The organism is Microlunatus soli, assembly GCF_900105385.1.
Classification (GTDB): Bacteria; Actinomycetota; Actinomycetes; order Propionibacteriales; family Propionibacteriaceae; genus Microlunatus; species Microlunatus soli.
In genome coordinates this window covers 2,467,116-2,490,808 of the sequence record NZ_LT629772.1, presented here as the reverse complement: position 1 = coordinate 2,490,808, position 23,693 = coordinate 2,467,116, and the positions used below count along the sequence as shown (strand labels likewise).

General features: G+C 67.6%; 27 protein-coding genes. 13 read left to right on the top strand and 14 right to left on the bottom strand.

Features of this window, described 5'->3' with window-relative positions:
- Positions 1-51 precede the first annotated feature (51 nt).
- Entirely contained in the window at positions 52-879 is an 828-nt protein-coding gene (locus tag BLU38_RS11535; RefSeq protein WP_157683392.1) for a sugar phosphate isomerase/epimerase family protein, read from the bottom strand.
- Between the two features lie 205 nt (positions 880-1,084).
- Between BLU38_RS11535 and BLU38_RS11530 the strand changes: the two genes are divergently transcribed.
- Positions 1,085-1,864 (top strand): response regulator transcription factor, encoded by a 780-nt coding sequence (locus tag BLU38_RS11530; protein ID WP_091524680.1) that lies wholly within the window; start codon positions 1,085-1,087, stop codon positions 1,862-1,864.
- 7 nt (positions 1,865-1,871) lie between these two features.
- Here the strand turns inward: BLU38_RS11530 and BLU38_RS11525 are convergent, their stop codons facing one another.
- Positions 1,872-2,255 (bottom strand): hypothetical protein, encoded by a 384-nt coding sequence (locus BLU38_RS11525; RefSeq protein WP_157683391.1) that lies wholly within the window; start codon positions 2,253-2,255, stop codon positions 1,872-1,874.
- A 177-nt stretch (positions 2,256-2,432) separates the two neighbouring features.
- Here BLU38_RS11525 and BLU38_RS11520 point away from each other — a divergent pair, with 177 nt between their 5' ends.
- The gene (locus BLU38_RS11520; protein WP_091524673.1) at positions 2,433-4,985 is read left to right on the top strand and encodes a DEAD/DEAH box helicase; all 2,553 of its coding nucleotides are present in this window, start codon (positions 2,433-2,435) and stop codon (positions 4,983-4,985) included.
- Here BLU38_RS11520 and BLU38_RS11515 read toward each other — a convergent pair whose 3' ends face one another.
- A complete protein-coding gene (locus BLU38_RS11515) occupies positions 4,986-5,498 on the bottom strand; it encodes a DinB family protein (RefSeq protein WP_091524670.1) in 513 nt (170 codons plus the stop codon).
- Positions 5,499-5,539: 41 nt separating this feature from the next.
- Complete coding sequence (locus BLU38_RS11510; RefSeq protein WP_091524666.1) at positions 5,540-6,154, bottom strand: hypothetical protein; 615 nt, start codon at positions 6,152-6,154, stop codon at positions 5,540-5,542.
- Between the two features lie 82 nt (positions 6,155-6,236).
- Here BLU38_RS11510 and BLU38_RS11505 point away from each other — a divergent pair, with 82 nt between their 5' ends.
- Positions 6,237-6,752 (top strand): DedA family protein, encoded by a 516-nt coding sequence (locus tag BLU38_RS11505; protein WP_091524663.1) that lies wholly within the window; start codon positions 6,237-6,239, stop codon positions 6,750-6,752.
- 12 nt (positions 6,753-6,764) lie between these two features.
- Here the strand turns inward: BLU38_RS11505 and BLU38_RS11500 are convergent, their stop codons facing one another.
- Complete coding sequence (locus BLU38_RS11500) at positions 6,765-7,430, bottom strand: response regulator transcription factor (RefSeq protein WP_091524660.1); 666 nt, start codon at positions 7,428-7,430, stop codon at positions 6,765-6,767.
- Entirely contained in the window at positions 7,415-8,686 is a 1,272-nt protein-coding gene (locus tag BLU38_RS11495) for a sensor histidine kinase (RefSeq protein ID WP_091524658.1), read from the bottom strand. The genes BLU38_RS11500 and BLU38_RS11495 overlap by 16 nt, the downstream gene beginning before the upstream one ends.
- A gap of 232 nt (positions 8,687-8,918) precedes the next feature.
- Here BLU38_RS11495 and BLU38_RS11490 point away from each other — a divergent pair, with 232 nt between their 5' ends.
- Positions 8,919-9,338, top strand: coding sequence for a hypothetical protein (locus tag BLU38_RS11490; protein ID WP_091524655.1), 420 nt, complete (start codon positions 8,919-8,921; stop codon positions 9,336-9,338).
- Position 9,339: 1 nt separating this feature from the next.
- Here the strand turns inward: BLU38_RS11490 and BLU38_RS11485 are convergent, their stop codons facing one another.
- Positions 9,340-9,915: an ArsR/SmtB family transcription factor gene (locus tag BLU38_RS11485; protein ID WP_091524652.1), complete on the bottom strand. Its 576-nt coding sequence runs from the start codon at positions 9,913-9,915 to the stop codon at positions 9,340-9,342.
- Between the two features lie 82 nt (positions 9,916-9,997).
- Here BLU38_RS11485 and BLU38_RS11480 point away from each other — a divergent pair, with 82 nt between their 5' ends.
- A complete protein-coding gene (locus BLU38_RS11480; protein WP_157683390.1) occupies positions 9,998-10,261 on the top strand; it encodes a hypothetical protein in 264 nt (87 codons plus the stop codon).
- Here the strand turns inward: BLU38_RS11480 and BLU38_RS11475 are convergent.
- Both BLU38_RS11475 and BLU38_RS11470 read right to left on the bottom strand, forming a co-directional pair.
- On the bottom strand, positions 10,246-11,214 hold the full coding sequence (locus BLU38_RS11475; RefSeq protein ID WP_091524645.1) for a BadF/BadG/BcrA/BcrD ATPase family protein: 969 nt from the start codon (positions 11,212-11,214) through the stop codon (positions 10,246-10,248). The genes BLU38_RS11480 and BLU38_RS11475 overlap by 16 nt on opposite strands.
- Positions 11,215-11,288: 74 nt before the next feature.
- Complete coding sequence (locus BLU38_RS11470) at positions 11,289-11,927, bottom strand: TetR/AcrR family transcriptional regulator (RefSeq protein ID WP_197680081.1); 639 nt, start codon at positions 11,925-11,927, stop codon at positions 11,289-11,291.
- A gap of 82 nt (positions 11,928-12,009) precedes the next feature.
- On the opposite strand from BLU38_RS11470, the gene BLU38_RS11465 reads away from it, so the two are divergent.
- The 3 genes from BLU38_RS11465 to BLU38_RS11455 all read left to right on the top strand — a co-directional run bounded on the left by BLU38_RS11465 (position 12,010) and on the right by BLU38_RS11455 (position 14,024).
- Entirely contained in the window at positions 12,010-12,519 is a 510-nt protein-coding gene (locus BLU38_RS11465) for a YqeB family protein (protein ID WP_091524641.1), read from the top strand.
- A 70-nt stretch (positions 12,520-12,589) separates the two neighbouring features.
- Positions 12,590-13,519 (top strand): AraC family transcriptional regulator, encoded by a 930-nt coding sequence (locus BLU38_RS11460; protein ID WP_091524638.1) that lies wholly within the window; start codon positions 12,590-12,592, stop codon positions 13,517-13,519.
- 64 nt (positions 13,520-13,583) lie between these two features.
- Complete coding sequence (locus BLU38_RS11455) at positions 13,584-14,024, top strand: VOC family protein (RefSeq protein ID WP_091524635.1); 441 nt, start codon at positions 13,584-13,586, stop codon at positions 14,022-14,024.
- Positions 14,025-14,033: 9 nt separating this feature from the next.
- Here the strand turns inward: BLU38_RS11455 and BLU38_RS11450 are convergent, their stop codons facing one another.
- On the bottom strand, positions 14,034-15,008 hold the full coding sequence (locus tag BLU38_RS11450; protein WP_091524632.1) for an NYN domain-containing protein: 975 nt from the start codon (positions 15,006-15,008) through the stop codon (positions 14,034-14,036).
- Between the two features lie 74 nt (positions 15,009-15,082).
- Between BLU38_RS11450 and BLU38_RS11445 the strand changes: the two genes are divergently transcribed.
- Positions 15,083-16,009: a 1,4-dihydroxy-2-naphthoyl-CoA synthase gene (locus BLU38_RS11445; protein WP_231920298.1), complete on the top strand. Its 927-nt coding sequence runs from the start codon at positions 15,083-15,085 to the stop codon at positions 16,007-16,009.
- A 22-nt stretch (positions 16,010-16,031) separates the two neighbouring features.
- On the opposite strand, the gene BLU38_RS11440 is transcribed toward BLU38_RS11445, so the two are convergent.
- Complete coding sequence (locus BLU38_RS11440) at positions 16,032-17,060, bottom strand: GlxA family transcriptional regulator (protein ID WP_091532284.1); 1,029 nt, start codon at positions 17,058-17,060, stop codon at positions 16,032-16,034.
- 72 nt (positions 17,061-17,132) lie between these two features.
- On the opposite strand from BLU38_RS11440, the gene BLU38_RS11435 reads away from it, so the two are divergent.
- Positions 17,133-18,431, top strand: a complete 1,299-nt coding sequence (locus tag BLU38_RS11435) for an MFS transporter (RefSeq protein ID WP_231920297.1) — start codon at positions 17,133-17,135, stop codon at positions 18,429-18,431.
- Positions 18,432-18,458: 27 nt separating this feature from the next.
- Here BLU38_RS11435 and upp read toward each other — a convergent pair whose 3' ends face one another.
- Positions 18,459-19,106, bottom strand: coding sequence for a uracil phosphoribosyltransferase (gene upp, locus BLU38_RS11430; protein WP_091524625.1), 648 nt, complete (start codon positions 19,104-19,106; stop codon positions 18,459-18,461).
- Between the two features lie 138 nt (positions 19,107-19,244).
- Between upp and BLU38_RS11425 the strand changes: the two genes are divergently transcribed.
- The 3 genes from BLU38_RS11425 to BLU38_RS11415 are packed head-to-tail and all read left to right on the top strand — an operon-like array spanning position 19,245 to position 21,609.
- On the top strand, positions 19,245-19,874 hold the full coding sequence (locus tag BLU38_RS11425) for a tRNA adenosine deaminase-associated protein (protein ID WP_091524622.1): 630 nt from the start codon (positions 19,245-19,247) through the stop codon (positions 19,872-19,874).
- A 24-nt stretch (positions 19,875-19,898) separates the two neighbouring features.
- Positions 19,899-20,360 carry a tRNA adenosine(34) deaminase TadA gene (gene tadA, locus BLU38_RS11420; protein WP_269458173.1) on the top strand — a complete coding sequence of 154 codons (462 nt, stop codon included), beginning with the start codon at positions 19,899-19,901 and terminating at the stop codon, positions 20,358-20,360.
- A 58-nt stretch (positions 20,361-20,418) separates the two neighbouring features.
- Positions 20,419-21,609 (top strand): mandelate racemase/muconate lactonizing enzyme family protein, encoded by a 1,191-nt coding sequence (locus BLU38_RS11415; protein WP_091524619.1) that lies wholly within the window; start codon positions 20,419-20,421, stop codon positions 21,607-21,609.
- 15 nt (positions 21,610-21,624) lie between these two features.
- On the opposite strand, the gene BLU38_RS11410 is transcribed toward BLU38_RS11415, so the two are convergent.
- Positions 21,625-22,827: a mandelate racemase/muconate lactonizing enzyme family protein gene (locus BLU38_RS11410; RefSeq protein WP_197680080.1), complete on the bottom strand. Its 1,203-nt coding sequence runs from the start codon at positions 22,825-22,827 to the stop codon at positions 21,625-21,627.
- A complete protein-coding gene (locus BLU38_RS11405; RefSeq protein WP_091524613.1) occupies positions 22,782-23,552 on the bottom strand; it encodes a ribonuclease activity regulator RraA in 771 nt (256 codons plus the stop codon). The genes BLU38_RS11410 and BLU38_RS11405 overlap by 46 nt, the downstream gene beginning before the upstream one ends.
- Positions 23,553-23,693: the final 141 nt, after the last annotated feature.

Below are 23,693 nucleotides of genomic sequence, written 5' to 3'. Positions count from 1 at the left end.
TTAGGCACGTTCCCGCGGTGCTGGGACGTGCCTAACCTTGATATATCGCGCTTAGTTCTCCTGGCCGGAGATGAGGGTTTGGAGGGCCTGGCGGAAGTGCGGGATGGCGACCTCGGGGGGTTCGATCTCGGGGTGCCAGGCCTTTTCCCATTCGAAGTCGACGTAGCCGGTGAAGTCGGCGGCTCGGAGTACGCGGATTGCGTCCCCGAGGGGGACGATGCCGGTGCCGGTCAGGACCAGGTCGAACTTCTCCGGGGTGGCGACGCTGCCGTCCTTGACGTGCACCTGGCGGATCCTCGGGCCCAGGGCCGACCAGGTCTGCTCGGCGGACTCTCCGTTGCGGAAGCTGTGCATGAAGTCCCACAGGACGCCCAGACGGTCGCTGGTCCGGTCCAACAATGGCTGGACCGTCGCGGCGGTGCAGAAGTCGTCGTGGGTCTCCAGCAATGCCTCGATCCCTGCCGCGTGGGCGTCGTCGGCGACCGTGCCGAGGCCGTCGGCGATCGTCTGCAGCGACGTGTCGGGATCGGCGTCGGCCGGCCGGGTGCCGCCGAAGACGCGGATGTAGCGGGCGCCGAGCGCACCGGCGATCTCGCAGTTGATCTTGGCGATCTCGCGCTGGGTTGCCAGTTCGTCGGGATCGCCGGAACCGAACCGGACACTGGTGTCGATGCAGCTGACCTCGACACCCGCATCGGCGAAGATCTTCGCGGTGTCGGCGATCCGGCCGGCGGAGAACTCCTCCAGGGTGGCCAGGTCGACCACGCCGCGGATGAATCGGATCTCCACGCCGTCGAAGCCGTTGTCACGGGCCAGCGCAGCCACCTGCTCCACGCTGTAGCCCGGGCAGCCGAGCGTACTGAATCCGATCTTGAACATGCCGTTCGTCTCCCACCTCGTCGTCGGCCGAACCGCCTGGTCGGCTCCGACCGTCAGGTATATCGGGGCCCGCGGCGTACCGGCAAGACTTTGCCGCGAGATGCCATGCGTACGGTGCATGGCACGGCAGCTGCTGTCGATCCCGGTCGCCACATAGCGAGAGGGTGAGCAGGTCATTCAGTCTTCATCCAGGTACGGTGACCTCATGGCAGACGGGGACGAACGTCGTGTAGCGGTCATCATCGAGGACGACGCCGACATCGCGAACCTGCTCGCCGCCGTGCTCGCAGAAGCGGGCTTCGAGTCGCATCAGACGGCCGACGGTGTCGAGGGGATCGAGGCGATCAAGGAGTACGAGCCGATCCTGACCACGCTCGACATCAGCCTGCCCGGGATCGACGGCTTCGAGGTCGCCCGGCGGATCCGCGAATTCAGCTCGACCTACATCATCATGTTGTCGGCCCGGACCGATGAGATCGACACCTTGATGGGGCTGGACTCCGGCGCCGACGACTATGTCACCAAGCCGTTCCGGCCCAGGGAACTGCGGGCTCGGGTGGAGGCGATGTTGCGGCGGATGCGTCGGACTCCGGGCAGTCCGCTCGGCGGCGAGCCGGATCCGGCGACAACGGGTACCGAACAGGGTGGCGAGGAAGGCGGCTGGCTGTCGCACAACGGACTGCGGATGCATCCGCAGATGCGGCTGAGCGAGTTGGACGGCGATCCCGTCGAGCTGACCCGCAGCGAATTCGACCTGATGCTGGCGATCCTGGAGCGGCAGCGCCGGGTGATCACCAAGAACGAACTGGTGCTCGAACTCCGCGGCGACGGCAGCACCGGCGGCTACATCAGCGACAACGACCGCCGCGCGGTCGAGGTCCACCTGGCCAATCTGCGGCGCAAGCTGGGTGATCCGGTCGGCAAACCGCGCTTCGTCCAGACCGTCCGTGGCGTCGGCTACCGGCTCGCGCCGGACGAGGACTGAGCAGACGTCAGGCGACGCTGATCCGGGCGAGCCGGAGCTTGGCCTGTTCGACGCGGGAGATCAACTGCAGTCGGCTGGCATCAACCGCGGCCGGGTTGCCCGAGGCGGATCGTTCGCGTAATTGCTCGGCGGCCTCGGTCACGTCGCTGGCCCCGAGCATCGTGCTGGACGTCGCCAGGCTGAGCAGGTCGACGGTCGCCGCCGGAAGGTCTCCCCGGGCCAGGTCGCTGTCGATCCGATCCAGCCGGGACGGCAGCAGGCGGAGGTAGTCAGCGACGAACCGCTGGACCACCGGTGCGTCGAGATGCAGGGTGGAGCACAGTGTCTGGAGGTCGGCTTCGGCGGTCACCGGCGGTTCGGCGGTCACAGGCAGGGGATCGGACTCTGTCATCGCTTCCTTTCAGGCTCCACCCTGAATGCTCCGTCCAACGGCGCGCTTGGTTGGCGCCGCGCTTTTGCTCAACATTGCGGCAGACCTTCGTGGTCACCGCATTAATGCTTTGCCCTGCAACAAAGTTCCGCAGATGCGGTACTTTCTGGACTCCGACGAGAAGGACGCAGGAACGCCATGACCCTGACAGATCTGCTGCCCGCGAGCGCGGATCCCGATGACGTCTTCGGCGCATTCACCGACTGGGCGACCGATCGGGGCCTGTCGCCCTACCCGGCTCAGGAGGACGCCCTGATCGAGCTGGTGTCCGGCTCCAATGTGATCCTCGCCACGCCGACCGGCTCCGGCAAGAGCCTGGTCGCGACCGGGCTGGAGTTCGCCGTCCTGGCGGCCAGGAAGGCTGCCGAGGAGAATGGTCGACCGGTCGGCAGAGTCTTCTACACCGCGCCGATCAAGGCGTTGGTCAGTGAGAAGTTCTTCGCCGCCACCGAGATCTTCGGCCACCAACAGGTCGGCATGATGACCGGTGACGCCGGCGTCAACACCCAGGCGCCGATCATCTGCTGTACCGCGGAGATCCTGGCCAACATGGCGCTGCGGGACGGCCGCGACGCCGACGTGGCCGCGGTGATCATGGACGAATTCCACTACTACGCCGATCCGCAGCGGGGCTGGGCCTGGCAGGTGCCGCTGATCGAGTTGCCGCAGGCGCAGTTCCTGCTGATGTCTGCCACCCTGGGTGACGTCACCCGGTTCGCAGACGATCTTGAACGGCGGACCGGTCGGACGACGACGGTGGTCGCGTCGGCCGAGCGTCCGGTGCCGCTGCACTACGAGTACGTCACCACCACGCTGCACGAAACGATCACCGAACGGCTGGAAACCCACCAGACCCCGATCTATGTCGTGCACTTCAGCCGAGCGGCCGCGATCGAACAGGCACAGGCACTGACCAGCCTGAAGGTCTGCAGTCGCGAGGAGAAGGACCGGATCGCCGAGTTGATCGGCAACTTCCGCTTCAGCTCCGGCTTCGGCAAGACGCTGTCCCGGCTGGTCCGCAACGGGGTCGGTGTGCACCACGCCGGAATGCTGCCCCGCTATCGCCGGCTGGTGGAGCGGCTGTCCCAGGCCGGGCTGCTCAAGATCATCTGCGGCACCGACACGCTCGGCGTCGGCATCAATGTGCCGATCCGGATCGTGTTGCTGACCTCGCTGAGCAAGTACGACGGCGAACGCCCGCGGCTGCTGACCGCACGGGAGTTCCATCAGATCGCCGGTCGCGCCGGCCGGGCCGGGTACGACACGTCCGGCACCGTCATCGTCCAGGCGCCCGATCACGTGGTGGCCAACGAGAAGGCGCTGGCCAAGGCCGGCGACGATCCGAAGAAGCGCCGCAAGGTGGTGAAGAAGAAGCCGCCGCCGGGCACCGTCGGCTATGGCGAGCCCACCTTCGACCGGCTGGTCGCCGCCGACCCGGAGCCGTTGGAGTCGAGCTTCGCGGTCAGCAATGCGATGCTGCTGAACGTGATCAACCGGCCCGGCGACTGCATGGCCGCGATGCACCATCTGCTGACCACCAACGACGAGCCGCCGCAGCGCCGACGCCGACACATCCGGCGGGCGTTGGCGATCTATCGCGGGCTGCGTCGAGGGGGCATTGTCGAACAGTCCGACGAGCCGGACGAGTTGGGTCGGCGTGCCCGGCTGACCGTCGAGCTGCAGCCGGACTTCGCGTTGAACCAACCGCTGTCGCCGTTCGCGTTGGCGGCGTTCGAGCTGCTGGATCGGGAGTCGGCGAGCTACCCGCTGGACGTCATCTCGATCATCGAGGCGACCCTGGACGATCCGCGCCCGATCCTGAGTGCGCAACGCAATCGGGCTCGTGGTGAAGCCGTGGCCGAGATGAAGGCCGAAGGTCTGGAGTACGAGGAACGGATGGAGCGGCTGGACGACGTCACGCATCCGCAGCCACTGGCCGATCTGTTGTTGCCGGCCTACCGGACCTATCTGCAGACCCACCCCTGGCTGGCCGACACCGAACTGTCGCCCAAGTCGGTGATCCGGGAGATGGCCGAACAGGCGATGAACTTCAGCGAGTTCGTCGCCTCCTACCGGCTGGCCCGATCGGAGGGCATGGTGTTGCGTTACCTCGCCGACGGCTATCGCGCGCTGCGGCAGACCGTGCCCGAGGAAGCCAAGACCGGCGAGGTGCAGGATCTGATCGAGTGGCTCGGTGAGGTCGTCCGGCAGACCGATTCCTCACTGCTGGAGGAATGGGAGGAACTGGCCCACCCGGAGCTGCACCGTGTTGATCAGGATGGCCGGTCGGAAGTCGATTATGGTCCGCCGCCGGTGACCGGCAACGTCCGTGCCTTCCGGGTGCTGGTCCGCAACGCGCTGTTCCGGCGGGTCGAGCTGTGTGCCCGCGAGGACTGGGAAGCGTTGGCGGACATGGACGGCGACCGCGGCTGGAACGCTGACGTCTGGGCCGACGCGATCGAACCGTACTTCGATGATCACGACGAGATCGGGCTCGGGCCGGACGCCCGCGGCCCGGCGATGTTGATCATGGAACAGGCTGGTCGCCGTTGGACCGTACGGCAGATCTTCGACGACCCCGAGGGTGATCACGACTGGGGATTCTCCGCCGTTGTCGATCTTGATGCCAGTGATGTCGAGGGGGTGCCGGTGATCACGGTCACCGGAGCCGGCCGACTGGACGCCGTCTGATCAGTGGCAATCGTCGACCGCGCTGATCCGACCGGACTGCCAGGCGTACTCCCAGGCCTGGATGTCGGGCGGCTGGATGCCCAGTCCGGTCAGGATGGCACAGACCTGTTCGCGGTGATGATTGGCGTGGTTGATCGCCTGGGCCAGCAGGATCCCGGCTCGGGTCTGCTCGGTGTCGTCGTCGACCAGCACGATCCGTTCGGTGTCGATCGGTGGTCCGGCCAGGCACCGGTCCCAGCGGTCGATCAACTCCTCGGCACGGTCCCGCAGCACGCTGAGATCGAGGACGGTCGGCGTGTCCACCCAGCCGATGTCGATGATGGCCAGCCGGCGCAGATAGCTCGCGTCACAGATCACGATGTGTTCCAGCGTCTGCGGAATGGTGCCGAAAGTGCCGACTCCGGTCGCTGTCAGTTGATCCGGGGTGAGGCGTTGGGCGATGACGAAGTCGATCAGCGCCCGGGTTGCCCAGGTGTTGTGTCGGACGATGTCGTGCAGGACAGCATTGGCCATGCTCGATTGTCCCCGCCGGCGAGGCTGCAGGGCCAGCGGTTTCAGCTCGGGCCGAGGACCAACCGGTCGCCGACGGTGATGGTGCCGGCCGCCGCGGCGGCCGCCCGGTAGCCGCGATGACCGTCATCCAGGTCGATCAATGCCTGGCGGACGGCGTCGCTGACCTGCGGCGACGGTTGCTCGCCCAGGCAGAACCGGGAGAACTCCACACACGGATCGGCGACCCGGGCCTGTACGAACGCGATCATGCCGGCGGCACCACGGATGGCGAAGGTCGTCGGGAAGTCGAGGTCGGCGAGCCCGGCCGGAGCGTCGACCAGCACCGACTCGCCGACCGCTCCGTCGACCAGATGCGGCCCGTACCGTTCCCGCAGCGCGTCGTAGTCACCGGTGCCGAAGACCGAGAGGCCGGCACCGCCCTTGCGGTTGCGGGACTGGGGATGGTCGCGGTGGTGGACGTCGATGGCCCGTTGTTCGTGGCCGTCGTCGGCGGTCCAGACGCCGTGGCTTCCGCGGTCGTCGATGAGGAGTCGCTCGACCTGCTGCAGACCGTCGGTGCGGTACTGCCGGAGTGGCGCCCGGCCGACCTTCATCGGACCGGTCTGGATCTGCAGCCGGACGATCCGGAACTCTGCTGGCCGAAACTCTGCTGGCATGGGGCCAAGCTTGCCAGTCCCGGAGGGTTAGGACGTCCTCAGTGCCGCCGTACAATGGCGGCATGGACCAGGTCGACACGCGATGACGGGACTGTTCTCGACCTGGCCGTATCCGCTCGCGGTCTCGATGCTGTTCCTGATCGCGTTGGCCCGCGGCAATCTGACCTACTGGCTCGGACGGGCCGCCCAGGCCGGCGCTCGGAGGACCCGGGCGCGGCGGCTGATCGAGTCGCCCGGCTTCGGTCGGGCCAGCCGACTGCTCAATCGGTGGGGCCCGCCGGTGGTCAGCGTCTCGTTCCTCACCGTCGGCTTCCAGACCTTGATCAATCTCGCAGCTGGGGTCAGCCGGATGCCGTTGCGGCGTTACCTTCCGGCGGTCGGTGTCGGGGCATTGCTCTGGGCATTCCTCTACGCCACCGTCGGTTTCGTGGCCTTTGCTGCCTGGTTCCAGCTGTATGAACGATCACCCGTGCTGGCGATCGTGGCGTTGGCTGTCGTCGTGGTCGGGTTGTTGATCTTCGTCCTCAGCCAGCTGCGGTCTCGGCGGTCGGCCGTGTCCGAGGGGGACCACCGGGTGGACAGCACGACCGGTTCCTGATCGGTCGCCGGGTCATCGGGCTCGTCGGGCACTGTCCTGATCGAGGTAGGCCAGCACGGCCAACACGCGACGGTTCGCGTTGTCGTCGGCGCTGATGTCGAGCTTGTCGAAGGTCGTGGTGGTGTACTTGCTGATCGCGCTCTCGCTGAGGAAGAGCCGGTTGGCGATGGCCGCATTGGACAAGCCTTCGGCCATCAGGGCGAGGACGGACCGTTCTCGGTCGGTCAGCCGCTGCAGGCCGGAGGCCGCGGTCGGCCGGGCCAACAGCTTGGCCACGACGGCGGGGTCCAGGGCGGTGCCGCCGGCCGCGACCCGCTGCAGGGCATCATTGAACTGGTCCCCGTCGAAGACACTCTCCTTCAACAGATAGCCGACACCGCCGGTCTGGTCGGTGAGCAGTTCCCGGGCGTAGAGCTGTTCGACGTGCTGGGAGAGGATCAGCACCGGAAGGCCGGGGATCCGGCGCCGTGCGTCGAGAGCGGCCCGTAGACCCTCGTCGGTGTTCGTCGGTGGCATCCGGACATCGACGACCGCGACGTCGGGGCGGGTGTCGATCAGTGCGGTCAGGGTCTCCTGGCCGGTCGCCGTGGCGGCGACGATCTGGTGACCGTACGACTCCAGCAGCCGGACGATGCCGTCCCGGAGGAGATAGAGGTCCTCGGCTACGACAACGCGCATGGCAGCTCCATTCTGATCTGGGTCGGACCGCCCGGCGGGCTGTGCAGCGTGAGGGCACCGTCGAAGCTGCGGATCCGCCTACCGACGCCGTCCAACCCGCCGCCCGGCGTGCTCACGGCACCGCCGGGACCGTCGTCCTCGACGTCGATCACCGCCCGGTTGCCATCATGGTCGATCCGAACGACGACCTCGGCACCGGGCGCGTACTTGCCGGCGTTGGCCAGCAACTCGGCGACCCCGAAATACAGCGCGGCCTCGACCGGGGACTCGAGCCGACCGGTCAACGAACCCTGCACCGTCACCGGCAACGGGCTGTCCAGCGCCAGGGCGTGGACCGCGTCGACCAGACCGCGTTCGACCAGAACCGGCGGATGGACGCCGCGGACCAGTTCACGCAGCTCGGCCAAGGAGGTGGACGTGCCGGAGCGTGCCTCCCGCAGCAGCGCCTTCGCGCGATCAGGGTCGCTGTCCATCAGCCGTTCCGCGGTTGCCAGGGACAGCCCGACCGCGATCAACCGAGCCTGGGCGCCATCGTGCAGGTCGCGTTCGATGCGGCGGATCTCGGCGGCCTGAGCCATCGTTGCTTCCACCCGTTGGGCCTCGACTGTTCGCAGCCGGTCGATCATCGCGTACCGGTCCGGCAACCGGAGCCAGCGATCGGCGGTCGGATGCAGGATCCGCCAGGCGTACGGTGAGCTGCCGATTCCGATCAACAGCAGCACGATCCCCAGCCCGATCCCGATGCCGCCGCCCTGGGCGACGGCGATCACCGCGCCGACCAGGCCGGCGATCGGGACGAGGCAGATCGGGGTGATCATCAACGCAGCGACGACTACCCAGCGCAGGTCACGCCAGTAGGCGGGGTCGGTCCAGCGCCGGCGCCACCGTGCATCCAACTCCGCGTCCCGCCGGGTGCGTTCGTAGGAGTGTCCGTTCCACCAATGCCCGGTGGCCAGTTGGACCGGCTGGACGGGCGGTCGGTAACCGTCGTCGATCGACAGCTCTGCCCAGCGCGCGGCGAGCAGGCGGAACAACCGGCCGAGTGGCCGGGCCGCTGCCACGGTCAGTGCAGCCGCGATGATCAGCCAGCCGACCCAGGACCACACATTGCCCACGGTCCACGGGCTGCCGAGCAGCCAGCCGCAGAAGGCCGGGATGAGTGAGGCGATCGGGACGGCCGATCCGGCCGCGGCGAGGAATGTCGCTCTGACGAATCCGACGCCGACCCGACGCAACCATCCTGCTGCTCGCTCCATCAGGCCCCTTCAGCGATCTCGATGCGATGTCTCGGGATCAACTTTGGCCCGGCGAGGGCGGCGACGCCAGCAGGTTGGCTCAGGAGTGGGCCCAGCCCCACCTCAGCGGGGGTTCAGCCGCACCGGACGACCCCACCGTGGTCGGCGTCCAAACCCCTACAGCCGCTGCTGACCGATTCCTACCGTCGAAACGTGGTCGGGAGAGTCGGCCGCGTGATCGAAAGGAATCGCCATGCAACAAGGAAACATCAGTACTGCCACGAGCCCGGTCGGATCGGCGTTGCGGCTCGCCCGGATCGCACTGATCGGCTACCTCGGACTCGGCGGGCTGCTGTTGATCATCGATCTGATCTTCACCGGCACCGGGCACGGTGTCGGCGTCAGTTCTTTCATGTGGGGCCGGTCGGCAGGTGTGGTCGGCAGTGGTGCGGCGTTCCTCTGGTTCGCCGCGGCGGCATCGCAGGGTCGGCGCTGGGCCTTCCGGCGGCTGCAGATCGTCTCGATCGTGGTGCCGATCGTGATCGTCGGACTGATGATCATCCCGGACGTCGCACCGTCCTGGTTCAAGATCATCCAGCTCGGCTGCGCGGCCTGCCTCGGCGGCGTCGCGGTGGTGATCAACGCACCCCGGGTCCGTGCCGCCTTCCGCTGACTCAGGGCGTCGGCCCGAGCGGGGGATAGGGCTGGAACACCAGGAAGAACGAATAGGTGCGCCGCTCCGCCCCCCGGTCCCGGGTGCGATCCGACCAACGGTCCAGCAGGTCGGACACCTCCGCGGCGAACTCGTTGCGCTCCTCGGCGGTGAGGCGGATCGCGGAGTCGATGATCGACCGGTCGCCACCGCCGTCGTCCTCCTCGTCCTGCATCGCCCGGTCGACCAGATAGCCGGCCCGGGCCTGCACGTGATTCTTGTAGACCGCGACCGCTCCCTCGCCGCCGGTGGTCCGCTCCAGGGTCTTCAGGTTCACCTGATAGCCGTGTTCGGCCGATGGCCGCCAGACCCGGTCGCGCCGATCACGAGCCTGATCGGGCGCCTCCTCGACCAGCCCGTACTTGGCGAGCTGGCGGAGATGGAAGCTCGCCTGGTTGGCGGGAATCCCGAGATCTCGGGCGAGGTCGGCGGCTCGGGCGGTGCCCACGGCACTGAGCTCGGACAGGATCCGGCCGCGGGTCGGGTGCGCGATCGCGCGGAGCACCCGCGGGTCACTGACGACGGGGGGTTCGGCCATGCGAGCAGCCTACACACTTTCGCACCAACTATTGCGCACTACCTATTGCGCAATAGTCGGTGCGCAACCTACGATGGACGTCATGAACAGCAACTCGAGGTTCCACGAGACGGGCACTGCCGGGAGTGATCCCTACTTCGGCCGTCTGCTGGCCGGGCGAAGTGTTGCCGATCTTCACAGCGAGGGTGCGGCCCGGCGACTGATCAACGAGCAGCGCCGATTGCGTCCTCGCGCCGACCTCCGGTCGGTGGTCGCGGCGGGATTGCGGCGGGTTGCCGACCGGTTGGCGCCGGACATCCGGCAGGCCCCGTCGGCGGTTCCGGTAGGGCGTCAGTTCTGCAGCTGAGTGATCAGCTCGGCGCTTCGGGGGACCCCTGCGATCTCGAGGGCCAGCAGTGCGGCCCCGCCCACGGGATCAAGGATCGTTGTCGCGATCTCGATGACCTGACCGGACGTGTCGCCGCCAGCGGTGAGCAGGGTCAGGTCCTCGTCGAGGCGTCGTACGAAGGTCGGCGCGGTGGCCAGCGAGCCGGCCAGGGCGACCGGCGCCCGCACCCCGGTGATCAAGGGCGCCAGCAGTGCGATGCCAACCGCCGTCTTGGTGGTGAGCGTGCGCAATGCGGCGTCGGCGAGTGGGGAGGTGTCGGCAGCAGCGGTGATCAACGGAGCAAGATCACCGTAACGCCGCTTGACGTCGTTGCGGTCCTGCGCGCGAAGATCAAGGACGATCCGCCGCAGCTGATCGACATCGGAAGCCTTCCAGTACAGGAGAATCTCCCCGATCAACGTTGCGTCCGCCTCGCCGATCTGGCCGGTGAACACCCGATGCATGGCATCGAAGACGAGATGGCGGGCGCCGCCGGCATAGTGCTGGAGGTCACCGCTTTCGATCATCTCGCCGGCCTCGGTGATCGCCGCGATCATCGAGCCGGTCCCGGCGACCACGATCACGCCGGGCTCACCGGCGAGCGCTCCGGCGTGCGCGACGACCGCATCGTTGACGATCTTGGTCGGGCAGCACAACCCGGGTGATCGGATGAAGGACTCGGCCCACGGATTGTCGCGACCGTTGACGAAGGCCGCCACTCCGGCGAGCAGGGCAACGGCTTCGGTGCTGTCCAGTCCGCCGTTGCGCAGTGCGTCGGCCAGCGTTGCGGCGACGTTCTCGGCCGCATCGTGATTGTGATTCGGGCTGCCGCCCGGTCCGGTGGCACCGCCCAGTCTGCTGCCGTCCAGGGCGAAGCAGCCGACCCGCGTATGCGTGCCGCCGGCATCGACGGCGATCACAAAGCGCGGCATGCACGGAACCGTAGCGAATCGCCGTCGCGGCCGGCATCGGATTAAGTCGCGCGGAGATGGTGTGCGCGAAGACTTCAGGTGCGGTGGCCGAGCGCGCCGATCAGGGTTCGTGCGAGGAGTGCCGACACCTCGTGGCGTGCGGCACCGGAGGACTGCACCTGCCAGGCGCCGAACAGCAGGACCCACAGCGTGGTGACGATCCATGGGGTGGGCAGGGCGGCGTCGATGCTGCCGTCGTGGTGGCCGCGTTCGATGATCGCGGCCAAGCCGGTGCCGCCGTTCAGCTCGTCGCTGCCTCCGCTGCCGTCGCGCTCCTCCACGTCTTCCCAGTTGTCGGGGTCGATCAGTGCGTTGTCGGCGAAGATCAACGACAGCACCGGCCCCAGGTCGAGATACTCCTGGGCGAGTCGGCCGATCGCCTCCAATCCGGTGCCGGTGAAGACCTGCGCTCGCCGGCTCGCGTCGTCGAAGCGGTGTCGACACTCGTCGTCGACGGCGGACAACAGGGCCGTGCGGTCGGCGAACTGTCGATGCAGGGTCGAGCGGCTCACTCCGGCGGCGTCGGCGATCTCGCCGAGTGCCGCTGACTGCCGTTGTCCGAGGGTCTCGATCGCGGCATCGATGATCAGCCGTCGAGTGCGTCGGCTGGCCGCCGATCGGGGTGCCGCGGACGGTGGTTGCACCGAGTCGGCGGAGTCGGCTGGGTCGTTCACAATCCCCGACTATAGAGCCAATCTGCAACAAGTCACATTCGCGACGTTCCGACATGACACACTGATGTGTCATTATGGGTCGGTGGCTGACCATGAATCGTCGCGACCGTCCTCGGAACACGGCGCCAGCGAGCGGACCGTTCTGGAGGTCAAGCCGGCGCACCAGGCCGTGATCGTGATCGGCCTGACGGTGGTCGGCATCGCGCTCGGTGTCGTGGCGCCGTTCCTGATGCAGTGGGCCGACGGGCAGGACTGGTTGCCGTTCGAGGGGCCACGGCGGCTGTTGGAGAAGTTGTCGTCCACGGTCGGATCGTGGATCCTGATCGCCATCGGTGCGGTCGCCGGCGTCCTCGCCGGGCTCGGCATCGCCGGTGAGCTGAGCAAGATCAGCATCAGTGCCGACGAAGTGATCATCATCAAGGGCAGCAAGAAGAAGCGATTCTCCCGGGCCCAGGTCACCAGGGCGATGTACGACGACCGACACCTGGTGCTCCGCGACGATCGCGACGCGGACCTGATCCGGGAGGATCTCGACGTCGCCAAGGACGATGTGCTGACCGCGTTCCGGCGGCACGGTTGGCCGACCGAGTGAACAGAAGATCCCAGGACCGTCCTGGCAGGACACTGGTCCGGACCGTCGCGCGGAGGCAGGATGGGCGGCGATGGTATCGAGCTTCGACCAGCAGACGGGATACGCCCGGGCAGACGGACTGCTGCCCGGGGCGGTCGCGTCTGCGGTCGGCTACTCCTCCGACGGCGACCTGCCCCGGCTGCATCGCGGGCTGCCCTCGCCGTATCTGACCTTCATCATCAGCCTGGACGGTCCGGTGGTCGGCGGCTACACCCCCGAACAGGCGACCGGTGAGAGGGCATTGCGTGCCGATGTGCTGGCCGCCGGTCTGCACACCGCCGCCAGCTATGTCGTCCAGCCGGAGCGGCAGTCCGGGCTCCAGTTGGCGATCTATCCACCGGCCGTACGACGTCTGTTGGCGACGCCGCTGGGCGAGATCACCGACCAGAGTTGGAACGCCGCCGACCTGCTCGGCCGGTCGGCGACCCGGCTCTGGGAACGCGTCGGGAACACCGAGGGGTGGGCGGAGAGATTCGCTGTCCTGCAAGGATTCCTGACTCACCAGCTCGACCGGTCCGACAGTCGTCGGCAGATGCGTCCGGAGCTGCTGGAGGCCTGGAAATGGCTGGTCCGGCACCGCGGCGCCGGATCGATCGGTGGGCTGTCGGAGCACGTACTCCTCAGTCGACGTCAGGTGCAGACCCTCTTCGTGCGTGAGTTCGGTGTCGGTCCGAAGATGTTCAATCGATTGCTGCGCTACCACCGGTCGATCCGCTTGATCAGCGCCCGGATCAGCGAGCAACACAGCATCGGCGATGTCGTCGATGATCATCCGGCCGGGGCTGCTGGTGTTGATCTTGCTCGGATCGCCGCCGAGTGCGGCTTCGCCGACCAGTCCCATCTCAATCGTGATTTCGTCGCGTTCACCGGGGTCAGCCCGACCGCCTGGATCGCCGAGGAATTCCCCAACATCGTCGCCGGCGGGCACCGCAACGGGGACGCGGACGATCCCGCGCCGTGACGGCAGACCGGCGACTGCCGAAAGATCCAAGTCACCGGGACTACCGGCCGGCAAGACTGTGGTGATGTCCGATTCAGCAACGACCACAGCCCAGACAACACGATCCGGGGAGCCGGCACCGACCGTGTGGCCGGCCTTCCAGGTCCGCGACGCCGACAGCATGGTCACCTTCCTGACCGACGTGCTCGGCTTCGAGAACACCGCGCTGTATGCCGACGGCGGCACGATCGCGCATGCACAGTTCGACTGGCCGGAGGGTGGCGGCGTGATGTTCGGCAGTGTCGCCGAAAACTCCGTGTGGCAACGGGAGCCGGGCGTCTCCGGCTTCTACGTGGTCACCGATCGGGTCGATGAGATCTTCCAACGGGTGCAGGCATCCGGGGCGAAGGTCCTGCGGGAGCCGACCGACACCGACTACGGCAACCACGAATTCTCCTGCGCCGACCCGGAGGGAAACCTGTGGTCCTTCGGGACCTATCGCGGAGAGCCGCCGACCGGTTCCTGATCGAACGGCTCAGTGCATCTCGTTCAGCCGGGTCCAGAACGCCGACCGCAGCGTCCGACGGATCGGCTGCAGGTCGGTGCTCGGCTCGCCGATCCTGCTGGCGCAGTCCTTGAGCAACACCACATCGAGATGGCGTGGCAACACCGGCTCGTCGGACTTGATCTCCTCCAGTTGCGCTTCGGTGGTCGTCTCGAACAGCTTCTCGGCCACGATCCGGCCGACTTCGTCGGCGGCCTGCAACAGCTCGGCGGTCACCACGGTCGTCCGCTGGGCGATCGCCGACGTGTCGGTGCTGCCCGAGCCGTCCGGAGTCTGCCCGTTCCCGTTCGTCCGGCCCGCGGCCGGTGTGATCGGGTGACTGCGGGCCAGGACGCTCGGATCGGGGCGGGACACGGCGCCGGGGCCGACCGTCGCCGGCGTCGGAGCCGCGGACCGGGTCGGATGGAAATGCTCGGAGATCAACGAGGTGGGCAACCGCAGCAGGCCGTCGACCTGGAGTGCCAGCTGTTCGGCGACCGACATCACCCCGAGTCGATGATCGGCGTCCTCGATGCCGACCAGCTTGACCTTCATCCCGAGATCCTGAGCGGCCTCGATCGCCTCGGTCAGGTCGTCGTCACCGGTCAGCAGGTAGGCGGTGCAGGCGGCCCGGTTCCGCGCAACACCGATCAGGTCCAGGGCGAGTCGGAGGTCGACGCCCTTCTGGCTCCCGCTGACGCCGATCCGGCCCAACCGGACCTTGACGTCGGGCAGCAGCGCGATCTGTTTGTGCTGTGGGGTGAAGGCGGCGTCGGGCGTTGCGTCGTACCAGTAGATCCGCAACGGATCCAGCCCGCAGTCGGCCGCGACCTGTTCGACGATCGCGGTGATCAACGGCCCGACCTCGACCGTCGTCGCCGAGCGCAGCGACGTCCCGGACACCCGGGTGCCGCCCGCTCCGAGCAGAAATCCGGCATCGACAAAGATCGCGCAGCGTCCGTCCATGCCAGCCGACCCTACAGAGCTTCGGGTCGGTCGGCGTTCATCCGGCGCGGTTGGCTCCGAGTACGGTGTGTCGGGTGACGCAGGCTGCTCCCGATCCCTCCTCGATCGCCAACCCGTTCCGGCCGGATGTCTGGGAACCCGTTGCCGGTTTCGACTTCACCGACATCAGCTATCACCGTGCCAAGGCCGCGCCGGTGGTGCGGATCGCCTTCGACCGGCCCGAGGTGCGCAACGCCTTCCGGCCGCACACCGTTGACGAGTTGGCCACCGCTCTTGATCATGCTCGGACTTCCTCCGACGTCGGAGCGGTGTTGTTGACCGGCAACGGCCCGTCACCGAAGGACGGCGGTTGGGCGTTCTGCAGCGGCGGCGATCAGCGGATCCGAGGCCGGGCGGGTTACCAGTACGCCGACGGCGAGACCGCCGAGGAGGTCGACCCGGCCAAGCTCGGACGACTGCACATCCTGGAAGTGCAGCGGATGATCAGATTCATGCCCAAGGTGGTGATCGCGCTGGTCAGTGGCTGGGCGGCCGGCGGCGGACACAGCCTGCATGTGGTCTGTGATCTGACCCTGGCCAGCGCCGAACATGCCCGGTTCAAGCAGACCGATGCCGACGTCGGTTCCTTCGACGGCGGTTTCGGCTCGGCCTATCTGGCCCGACAGGTGGGGCAGAAACGAGCCCGGGAGATCTTCTTCCTCGGGCGTGCCTATGACGCCGAGGAAGGCAAGCAGCTGGGCATGGTGAACGAGGTCGTCCCGCATGCCGATCTGGAGCAGGTCGGCCTGGAATGGGGCAAGATCATCTGCCAGAAGAGCCCGACGGCGCAACGAATGCTGAAATTCGCCTTCAACGCCATCGACGACGGCCTGGTCGGCCAACAGGTGTTCGCGGGCGAGACGACCCGGTTGGCCTACATGACCGACGAAGCGGTCGAGGGACGCAACGCGTTCCTGGAGAAGCGCGACCCCGACTGGACCGAGTTTCCCTACTATTACTGAGCCCGAATCCACCGACGTGCGGCTACTGCGCGACGGTGGATTCAGGCTGAACGATCGGCTCACCGCCGAACGACTTACGGTAGGCCAGCGGTGACAGTCCGTAGGTGATCTTGAGGTGATGGCGCAGTGACGCCGGTGAACCGAGTCCGGAGCTCGTCGCCACCCGTTCGATCGGCAGGTCGGTGGTCTCCAGCAGCTCCGCAGCCCGTGCGACCCGCTGTCGGATCAACCATTCGCCGGGCGTCTGCCCGGTCTCGATCCGGAAGCGTCGGGTGAAGGTCCGAACGCTCATCGACGCCTGCCGGGCCATCTCGGCCAGCGCGATCGGACGATCGAGGTTCTCCAACATCCACGCCCTGACCGACGCGGTACCGCCACGGACCACGTCCGGCAGCGGTGCCTCGATGAACTGCGCCTGGCCGCCGTCCCGCCACGCCGGCACGACCAGATGGCGGGCCACCGCGTTGGCCACCGCCGCGCCGTGGTCCCGGCGCAGCACATGCAGACAGAGATCGATGCCGGCGGCCAGCCCGGCCGAGGTCAGGACGTCACCGTCGTCGATGAACAACGCGCTCGGGTCGACCCGGACGTCGGGATGCTCGGCCGCCAGCTGGGCCGAGCTGGCCCAATGGGTCGTCGCCGGCCGGTGGCGGAGCCGACCGGCCGCGGCCAGCGCGAACGCACCGGTGCAGATCGACATCCAGCGTGCCCGGTCCGGCACCAGGTCGAGTGCCGCCGCGGTGGCGTCGTCGAGTCGACCGGCGTCGCGGATCACCGGATTCCGGGTGCCGGGGATGACCACGGTGTCGGCCGATGCCAGCGCCGACGCCGGTGCGCTGGGCGTGATTCCGTAGCCGAGCGTGCTGGCGGCCGTGCTGTCGTCCGGGGTCACCAACGACACCCGGTACAGCCGCTGCCCGGCGGCATCGACGGCGGTGCTGAAGGCCTGCACCGGGATCGTGGCGTCGAAGCCGATCACCGGTGGGATGGCCAGGACGACGACGTGATGGCGACCGTGGTCGGGTGGCGTCGGCGCGGATACGGACGGCATGGCCAGATTCTGTCACGGATTGGCGATCTGGCCACTGGTCTGTCGGATCCGGGTCCGACAGGATTGCTCGACGTGGAGCCCAACACGCTGCGTTCGGACCGCACGGCGGTCCGTTCGGCCTGGCCCTGGATCGTTGCCGGGGCGGCCTTCGCGACCCTGGTCGCGGCCGCCGGATTCCGCTCGGTGCCGGGAGTCCTGATGCAACCGCTGCAGGACGAGTTCGGCTGGGGGCGCGGAACGATCGGGCTGGCGGTCTCGGTCAATCTCGTGCTGTACGGCCTGTTCGCCCCGTTCGCCGCCGCGCTGATGGAACGCTTCGGTGTCCGCCGGGTCGCGGCGACCGCGCTGCTGGCGATCGCGGTCGGCTCCGGAGCGGCGATCTTCGTCACCCAGGCCTGGCAATTGATCCTGCTCTGGGGCTTCGTCGTCGGGTTGGGCAGCGGTGCGATGGCGATGAGCTTCGCGGCGTTGATCATCGGCCGCTGGTTCGTCCGACGGGCCGGACTGGTCAGCGGTGTGCTGACCGCCGGCGGGTCGACCGGGCAACTGATCTTCCTGCCGCTGCTGTCCCGCTTGAACGAGCAGCTCGGCTGGCGGCCGGCGGCGTTGCTGACTGCCGGGGCGGCGTTGCTGGCGGTGCTGATCGTGGTCGCCGGGTTGCGGAACCGGCCGTCCGACGTCGACACCGTCCCGTGGGGTGCAGCACCGGACTTCCGACCGGCGCCGGTTGTGCCGCAGGGGTCGGTCGGCCGGGCCTTCGCCGTGCTGGGACAGTGTGCCCGCCGACCGGCGTTCTGGCTGCTGGTCGGCGGTTTCGCGATCTGCGGGATGACCACCAACGGGCTGATCCAGACCCACTTCGTCTCGGCCGCCCATGATCACGGCATGCCGCAGACCACCGCAGCCGGACTGCTGGCGCTGGTCGGGATCTTCGACATCGTCGGCACCGTCGCCTCGGGGATGTTCTCCGACCGGGTCGACCCGCGGGTGCTGCTGCTGCTCTACTACGCGCTGCGCGGGATGTCTTTGTTTGCGCTGCCCGGCCTGTTCGGACCGCATGTCGAGCCGCCGATGTGGGCGTTCATCATCTTCTACGGCCTGGACTGGGTGGCCACCGTGCCGCCGACGATGGCGCTGTGTCGGCGGGAGTTCGGCGAGTCCGCACCGATCGCATTCGGCTGGATCTTCGCCTCACACCAACTGGGCGCGGCGATCGCGGCCACCGGCGCCGGGCTGATCCGTGATCGCACCGGTGACTACCGGCTCGCCTGGTGGATTGCCGGCAGCCTCTGCGTCGTCGCCGCGCTGATGTCGATCATGATCGCCCGCAACCGGGAGCGGGCACCGGCGCTGATACCGGCTCGGGACTGAGCTGCATCGGTCGGGTCGGCGGGCGGGTCAGGCGTCGCCGACGACGCCGTACAGTCGGTCGCCGGCGTCGCCGAGGCCGGGGATGATGTAGCCCTGCTCGTTGAGCCGCTCGTCGACGCCGGCCAGCACCACGGTGCACGGCACCTGCAGGTCGTCCAGCAGATCCTGCATCCGGTGCAGCCCCTCCGGCGCGCCGAGCAGGCAGATGCAGGTGATGTGATCGGCACCCCGGTCCACCAGGAACTGGACCGTCGCCGCCAGCGTGCCGCCGGTGGCCAGCATCGGGTCCAGCACGTAGCACTGCCGACCCGACAGATCGTCGGGCAGCCGCTCGGCGTAGGTGGTGGGTTGGAGGGTCTCCTCGTTGCGGACCATGCCGACGAAGCCGACCTCGGCCGTCGGCATCAGCCGGGTCATGCCCTCCAGCATCCCGAGCCCGGCCCGCAGGATCGGGACCACCAGCGGGCGAGGATGGGACAGCTTGACCCCGTCGCACGGCGCCACCGGCGTCTGCACCCGGTGCGGCTCGACCCGGATCTCGCGGGTCGCCTCGTACGCCAGCAGCGTCACCAGCTCCTCGGTCAGGCGGCGGAAGGTCGGCGAGTCGGTGTCCCTGCTGCGCAGAGTGGTCAGCTTGTGGGTGACCAGCGGGTGATCCACGACGAGTTGCTTCACAGCAGAACCGTAACCGAGCGCGTCCAATTCGCGGTCGAATAGTTATCGGTGTGGACGTAGGGTCTGACACGATAGGGAGCCAGATGCGAGCGTGCCTCCGGTGACAGCCGGTGGGGCGGACGAAGTGGAGGGGAGATCGTGGCCGACATCGACGAAGACCAGCTGGAGTCTTTCGGTCTCGACGACGAGGATCCGCGTCAGTCGGCATCCAGCCGCGACCTGGCCGAGGTGGACGACGAGGACGACTCCGACGACGACCTGGACGACCTCGAGGACGCCGAGCCCGAGGACATCGACTTCATCGTCGCCGCCTACCGCGAGGACGGCCAGAGCATGGTCAACGCGCTCAGCGAGGACCTGGCCAACGATCTTGATGAGTTCATCGTCCAACTGCGCCGGCTGCCCGGCGACGGTGGCGCGGTCGGCCTGTTGAGCCTGGTCGGTGAGGTCGCTGTGATCGTCAGGGTCCGCGGCCGGCATGTCCAGGTGATGTTGTCCGACAGTGCGGCCGCCAACGACTGGCCGATCGCCCGCGACATCGCCGAGTTCCTGGACGAGGACATCGCCGAGGAGGACGACGACGATGACTCCGAGCCGATCGGTGATCTCGGCATCCTGAAGGACCTCGGATTGCCGGAGTTCGATCTCACCGCGATGTGTGACGATCTCGATCTCGGCAGTGATCAGCTGCTGACCGAGGTCGCCGACAAGATCAAGATCGGGCCACAGTTCCGTAAGGTCGTCGAGACCGAGTTCGGCGACGACTGATCACCGCCCGTGACTCACCGGCCCGTGACGACAGCCGACTGGCGTGCGGCGATGTCCGTCGCCCTGGAGCAGGCCGATCATGCTGCCGCGCACGACGACGTCCCGATCGGTGCGGTGGTCGTCAATCCTGAGGGGTTGGTGATCTCGGCAGCCGGCAACGAGCGCGAGCTCACCGGAGACCCGACCGCGCACGCCGAGGTGCTGGCGATCAAGCGGGCCGCCGAGACGATCGATGGCTGGCGGCTCGATGATCACACCCTGGTCGTCACCCTGGAACCGTGCACGATGTGTGCCGGCGCCCTGGTCCAGGCTCGGATCGGACGCTTGGTGTTCGGCGCTTACGACCCCAAGGCGGGCGCGGTCGCCTCGCTGTGGGACGTGGTCCGGGACAGCCGGCTGAATCACCGGGTCGAGGTGACCGGCGGGATCGACGAAGAGGCGTGCGGTCGGGTGCTGCGCGACTTCTTCGAACACCGTCGACCATGATCGACTGAACCCGAGGCTCCCGAATCATCGCTGGCCGGACCGAGTAGGGTCGGGACCGATGAAGATCACAGCGGTCAAGTGTGCGGTCATCGGTGATCATCCGACGATCAGGATCGTCACCGATGAAGGGATCGACGGCTACGGCCAGGCCGAGTCGTACAAGCCGTGGCTGAAACCGGTGGTCCTGCACTTCGAGCCCTATCTCCTTGATCAGGACCCGACCGACGTGCAGCGGGTGGTGGATCGGGTCCGTCGGCTGGGCGGCACTAAACCCTGGGGCAGTGCGGTCAGCGCGATCGAGATCGCGCTCTGGGACCTGGCCGGTCAGGCAGCCGGTCTGCCGGTGCACAAAATGCTCGGCGGCAAGGTCCGCGACCGGGTCCGGGTCTACAACGGCGGAGTCCGTCAACCCTTGACCAGTTGGGATCCGGCCGGTTATCGCCAGGCGGCGGCGTACATGAAGTCGGCTCCGGAAGGGTTCACCATCGTCAAGGAGGGGGTCGCCTTCCACGGTGCGATGGCGGCGCAGACCCCGGACTTCTTCTACGGCGATCTCCGCAGCGGGCCGCCGCATCCCGACGGTGGGCTGTTGACCGAGCGTGGACTTGATCATGTGGTCGCCTGCGTGGAAGCGATCAAGGACGAGCTGGGCGACGGCATCGGGCTGGCTTTGGACTGCGGGCCCGGTTGGCGGATCAGTGACGCCATCCGGTTCGCCCGTCGGGTCGAGCACCTCAACCTGCTCTGGCTGGAGGATCTGCTCTCCGGTGACTACACCCCCTACACCGACGCGGCAAGCTATCGCGAGGTCACCCGGGCCACCTCGACCCCCACCCACACCGGCGAGCAACTCTATCTGCGCCAGGGATTCCGTGAACTGATCGAGACCGACGCGGTCCGCGTGATCGGGCCCGACCCGGCCGACGTCGGCGGGCTGGCCGAGCTGAAATGGATCGCCGAGTACGCCGACCTGCACGGGATCGGCATCGCACCGCACGGCGTCTGGGACGGACTGCTCGGACTGGCCGCGCACATCCAGCTGGCCGCGACGTTGCCGGACAACTTCATCGCCTTCGAGTATCCGGTGCCCAGCCACCGCTGGTGGTACGACATCGTCGACGGCCTGCCCGACCCGATCGTCGTCGACGGACACATCGCCGTCGGTGATCGTCCCGGACTCGGCGTGACGATCATCCCGGAGGCCGCCAAGGGCTACCTGCGTCCCGAGGACGCCGACTTCTTCGACTGAGGTCGGCGCGCGGGCTCAATCGCCGAAACCGTCCAGCACGTGGGCGCGAAGATGATCACGATCGAAGGCGATGCCCAACCCGGGACGGTCCGGCAATCGCAGCACACCGCCGCTGTTGTCCAGCGGTTCCTCCAGCAGCACGTTGTAGCCGCTCAGGTCGAAGCTGCTGGTCTCCAGCCGGTAGAAGTTCGGCACGGTCGCCATCACCTGCGCACCGGCCATCAGATTCACCGGACCGCTGGCATCGTGCGGCGAGACCGGGATGTTGTACGCCTCGGCCATGATCGCGATCTTCTTCAACTCGCTGATCCCTCCGGTCCAGGTGACGTCCGGCATCACGAAATCGGCCAGCCGCCGTTCCAGGACAGGGACGAAGTCCCAGCGGGTGTGCAGTCGCTCGCCGACCGAGATCGGCATCCCGATCGCCTGCCGTGCCTGCTCCAGCGCGTGATAGCTCTCCGGTGGCACCGGCTCCTCGAACCAGTGCAGATCTGCGACCCGGCCGAGCGCTCGGGCGGCGCGGATCGCGGTCGGAACGTCGAAGCGTCCGTGCGCATCCACCAACAGTTCGACGTCCGGTCCGGCCGCGTCGGCGATCTGTCCGGTCAGCTCACTGGCTCGTCGTTCCAGGGACCGCGGCAGCTGGCCGTCCAGATAGTCGTCGTTGGTCGGTGAGACCCCGGCCGGATGCGGGAACGGATCGAACTTGATCGCATCGTGTCCGGAGGCGACGATCCGACCGATCTCGGCCGAAACCCCTTCCGGGGTTGAGAACTGGCTTTGATCGGGATGGGTGTAGAGCCGCAGCCCGTCGCGCAGCCGGCCACCCAGCAGCAAGTCGCAGATCGGCAACCCGAGCGTCTGACCGCGGAGGTCCCACAGGGCGATGTCGATTGCGCTGGTCGCATTCAGGGCAGCGCCCCGGCTGCCGGTGTAGGTAAAGGATCGGAACACCTTCTGCCACAGGTGTTCGATCCGGGCCGGATCCTCACCGGCCAGCACCTCGCTGAGCTGCCGCAGAATCGCTGCCACCGCCCGATTCGCCGTCCTGGTGGTCGTGGTGACCTCGCCCCAGCCGGACGGGCCGGTGTCGGTGCGGACCTCGACGAACAGATACTCGCCCCAGTAGGAGTTCGAGGATTCGACCAACCACGGGACGATCCCGGTGATCTTCATTCCGCGGTCCCGGTCGTCGGCGACTCCTGCTGGCGGCGCCACTCCTCGTACTCCGGACGGGCCTCGGCCGACAGCGGATAGTAGCGGCGCAGGTCGCCGCCCTCGGCCAGTCGGATCCGCGAGAACTCCTCCCATTCGGCGTGCTCGCCGGCGGTCTGGAGCAGTTTCGGCGCCAGCTTGATCGGTACCACCACGGCGCCGTCGTCGTCGGCGACGATGATGTCGCCCGGCTCGACGACGGTGCCGCCACAGGCCACCGGCACGTTCACCGCGGTCGGGAAGATGTCGGTCTGGGAATGGAAGTTCGGAGTGGTTCCCCGCAGCCACAGGCCGAGCCCGAGTTCCTTGGCGTGGCCGGAGTCCCGGATGCAGCCGTCGATCACTACACCGACACCGCCGCGTCCACGGAAGTAGGTCAGCATCATCTCCCCGAACACACCGCTGGTCATGCTGCCGCGGGCATCGACGACCACGAAGTCGCCGGGCTGGGTGTGATAGAGCACGTGCCGATGCAGCTGACGCTCCGGATCGGCGTACTCGTCGACCTGGTAGAGATCCTCGCGTTTGGGCATGAACTGCAGGGTGAGCGCCGGGCCGGCGACCGCAACTCCCGGGGTATGGCTGAACGGACCGGTGAGGTGCGCGCTGCGGACACCGAGCTTGCTGAGCTCGCCGCTGGCCGTCGCACTGCCGATCTCGGCCAGACCACTGACCAGTCGGGGATCCGGACGGACGATGTCGGGTGTCTGAACAGGCCTCTGGGTCATGACTTCCTCTCCGCGTCGGTGCCGCGCTTCGGCGATCCGACCCTACTCGCGTCCGGTTCGAAAGTGCCAGCACATCCACTCGAAACTGTCCGAAAGAATGGAACACGCATTGACGGTTTCGGTGTGGCGATCGTAGTTTGG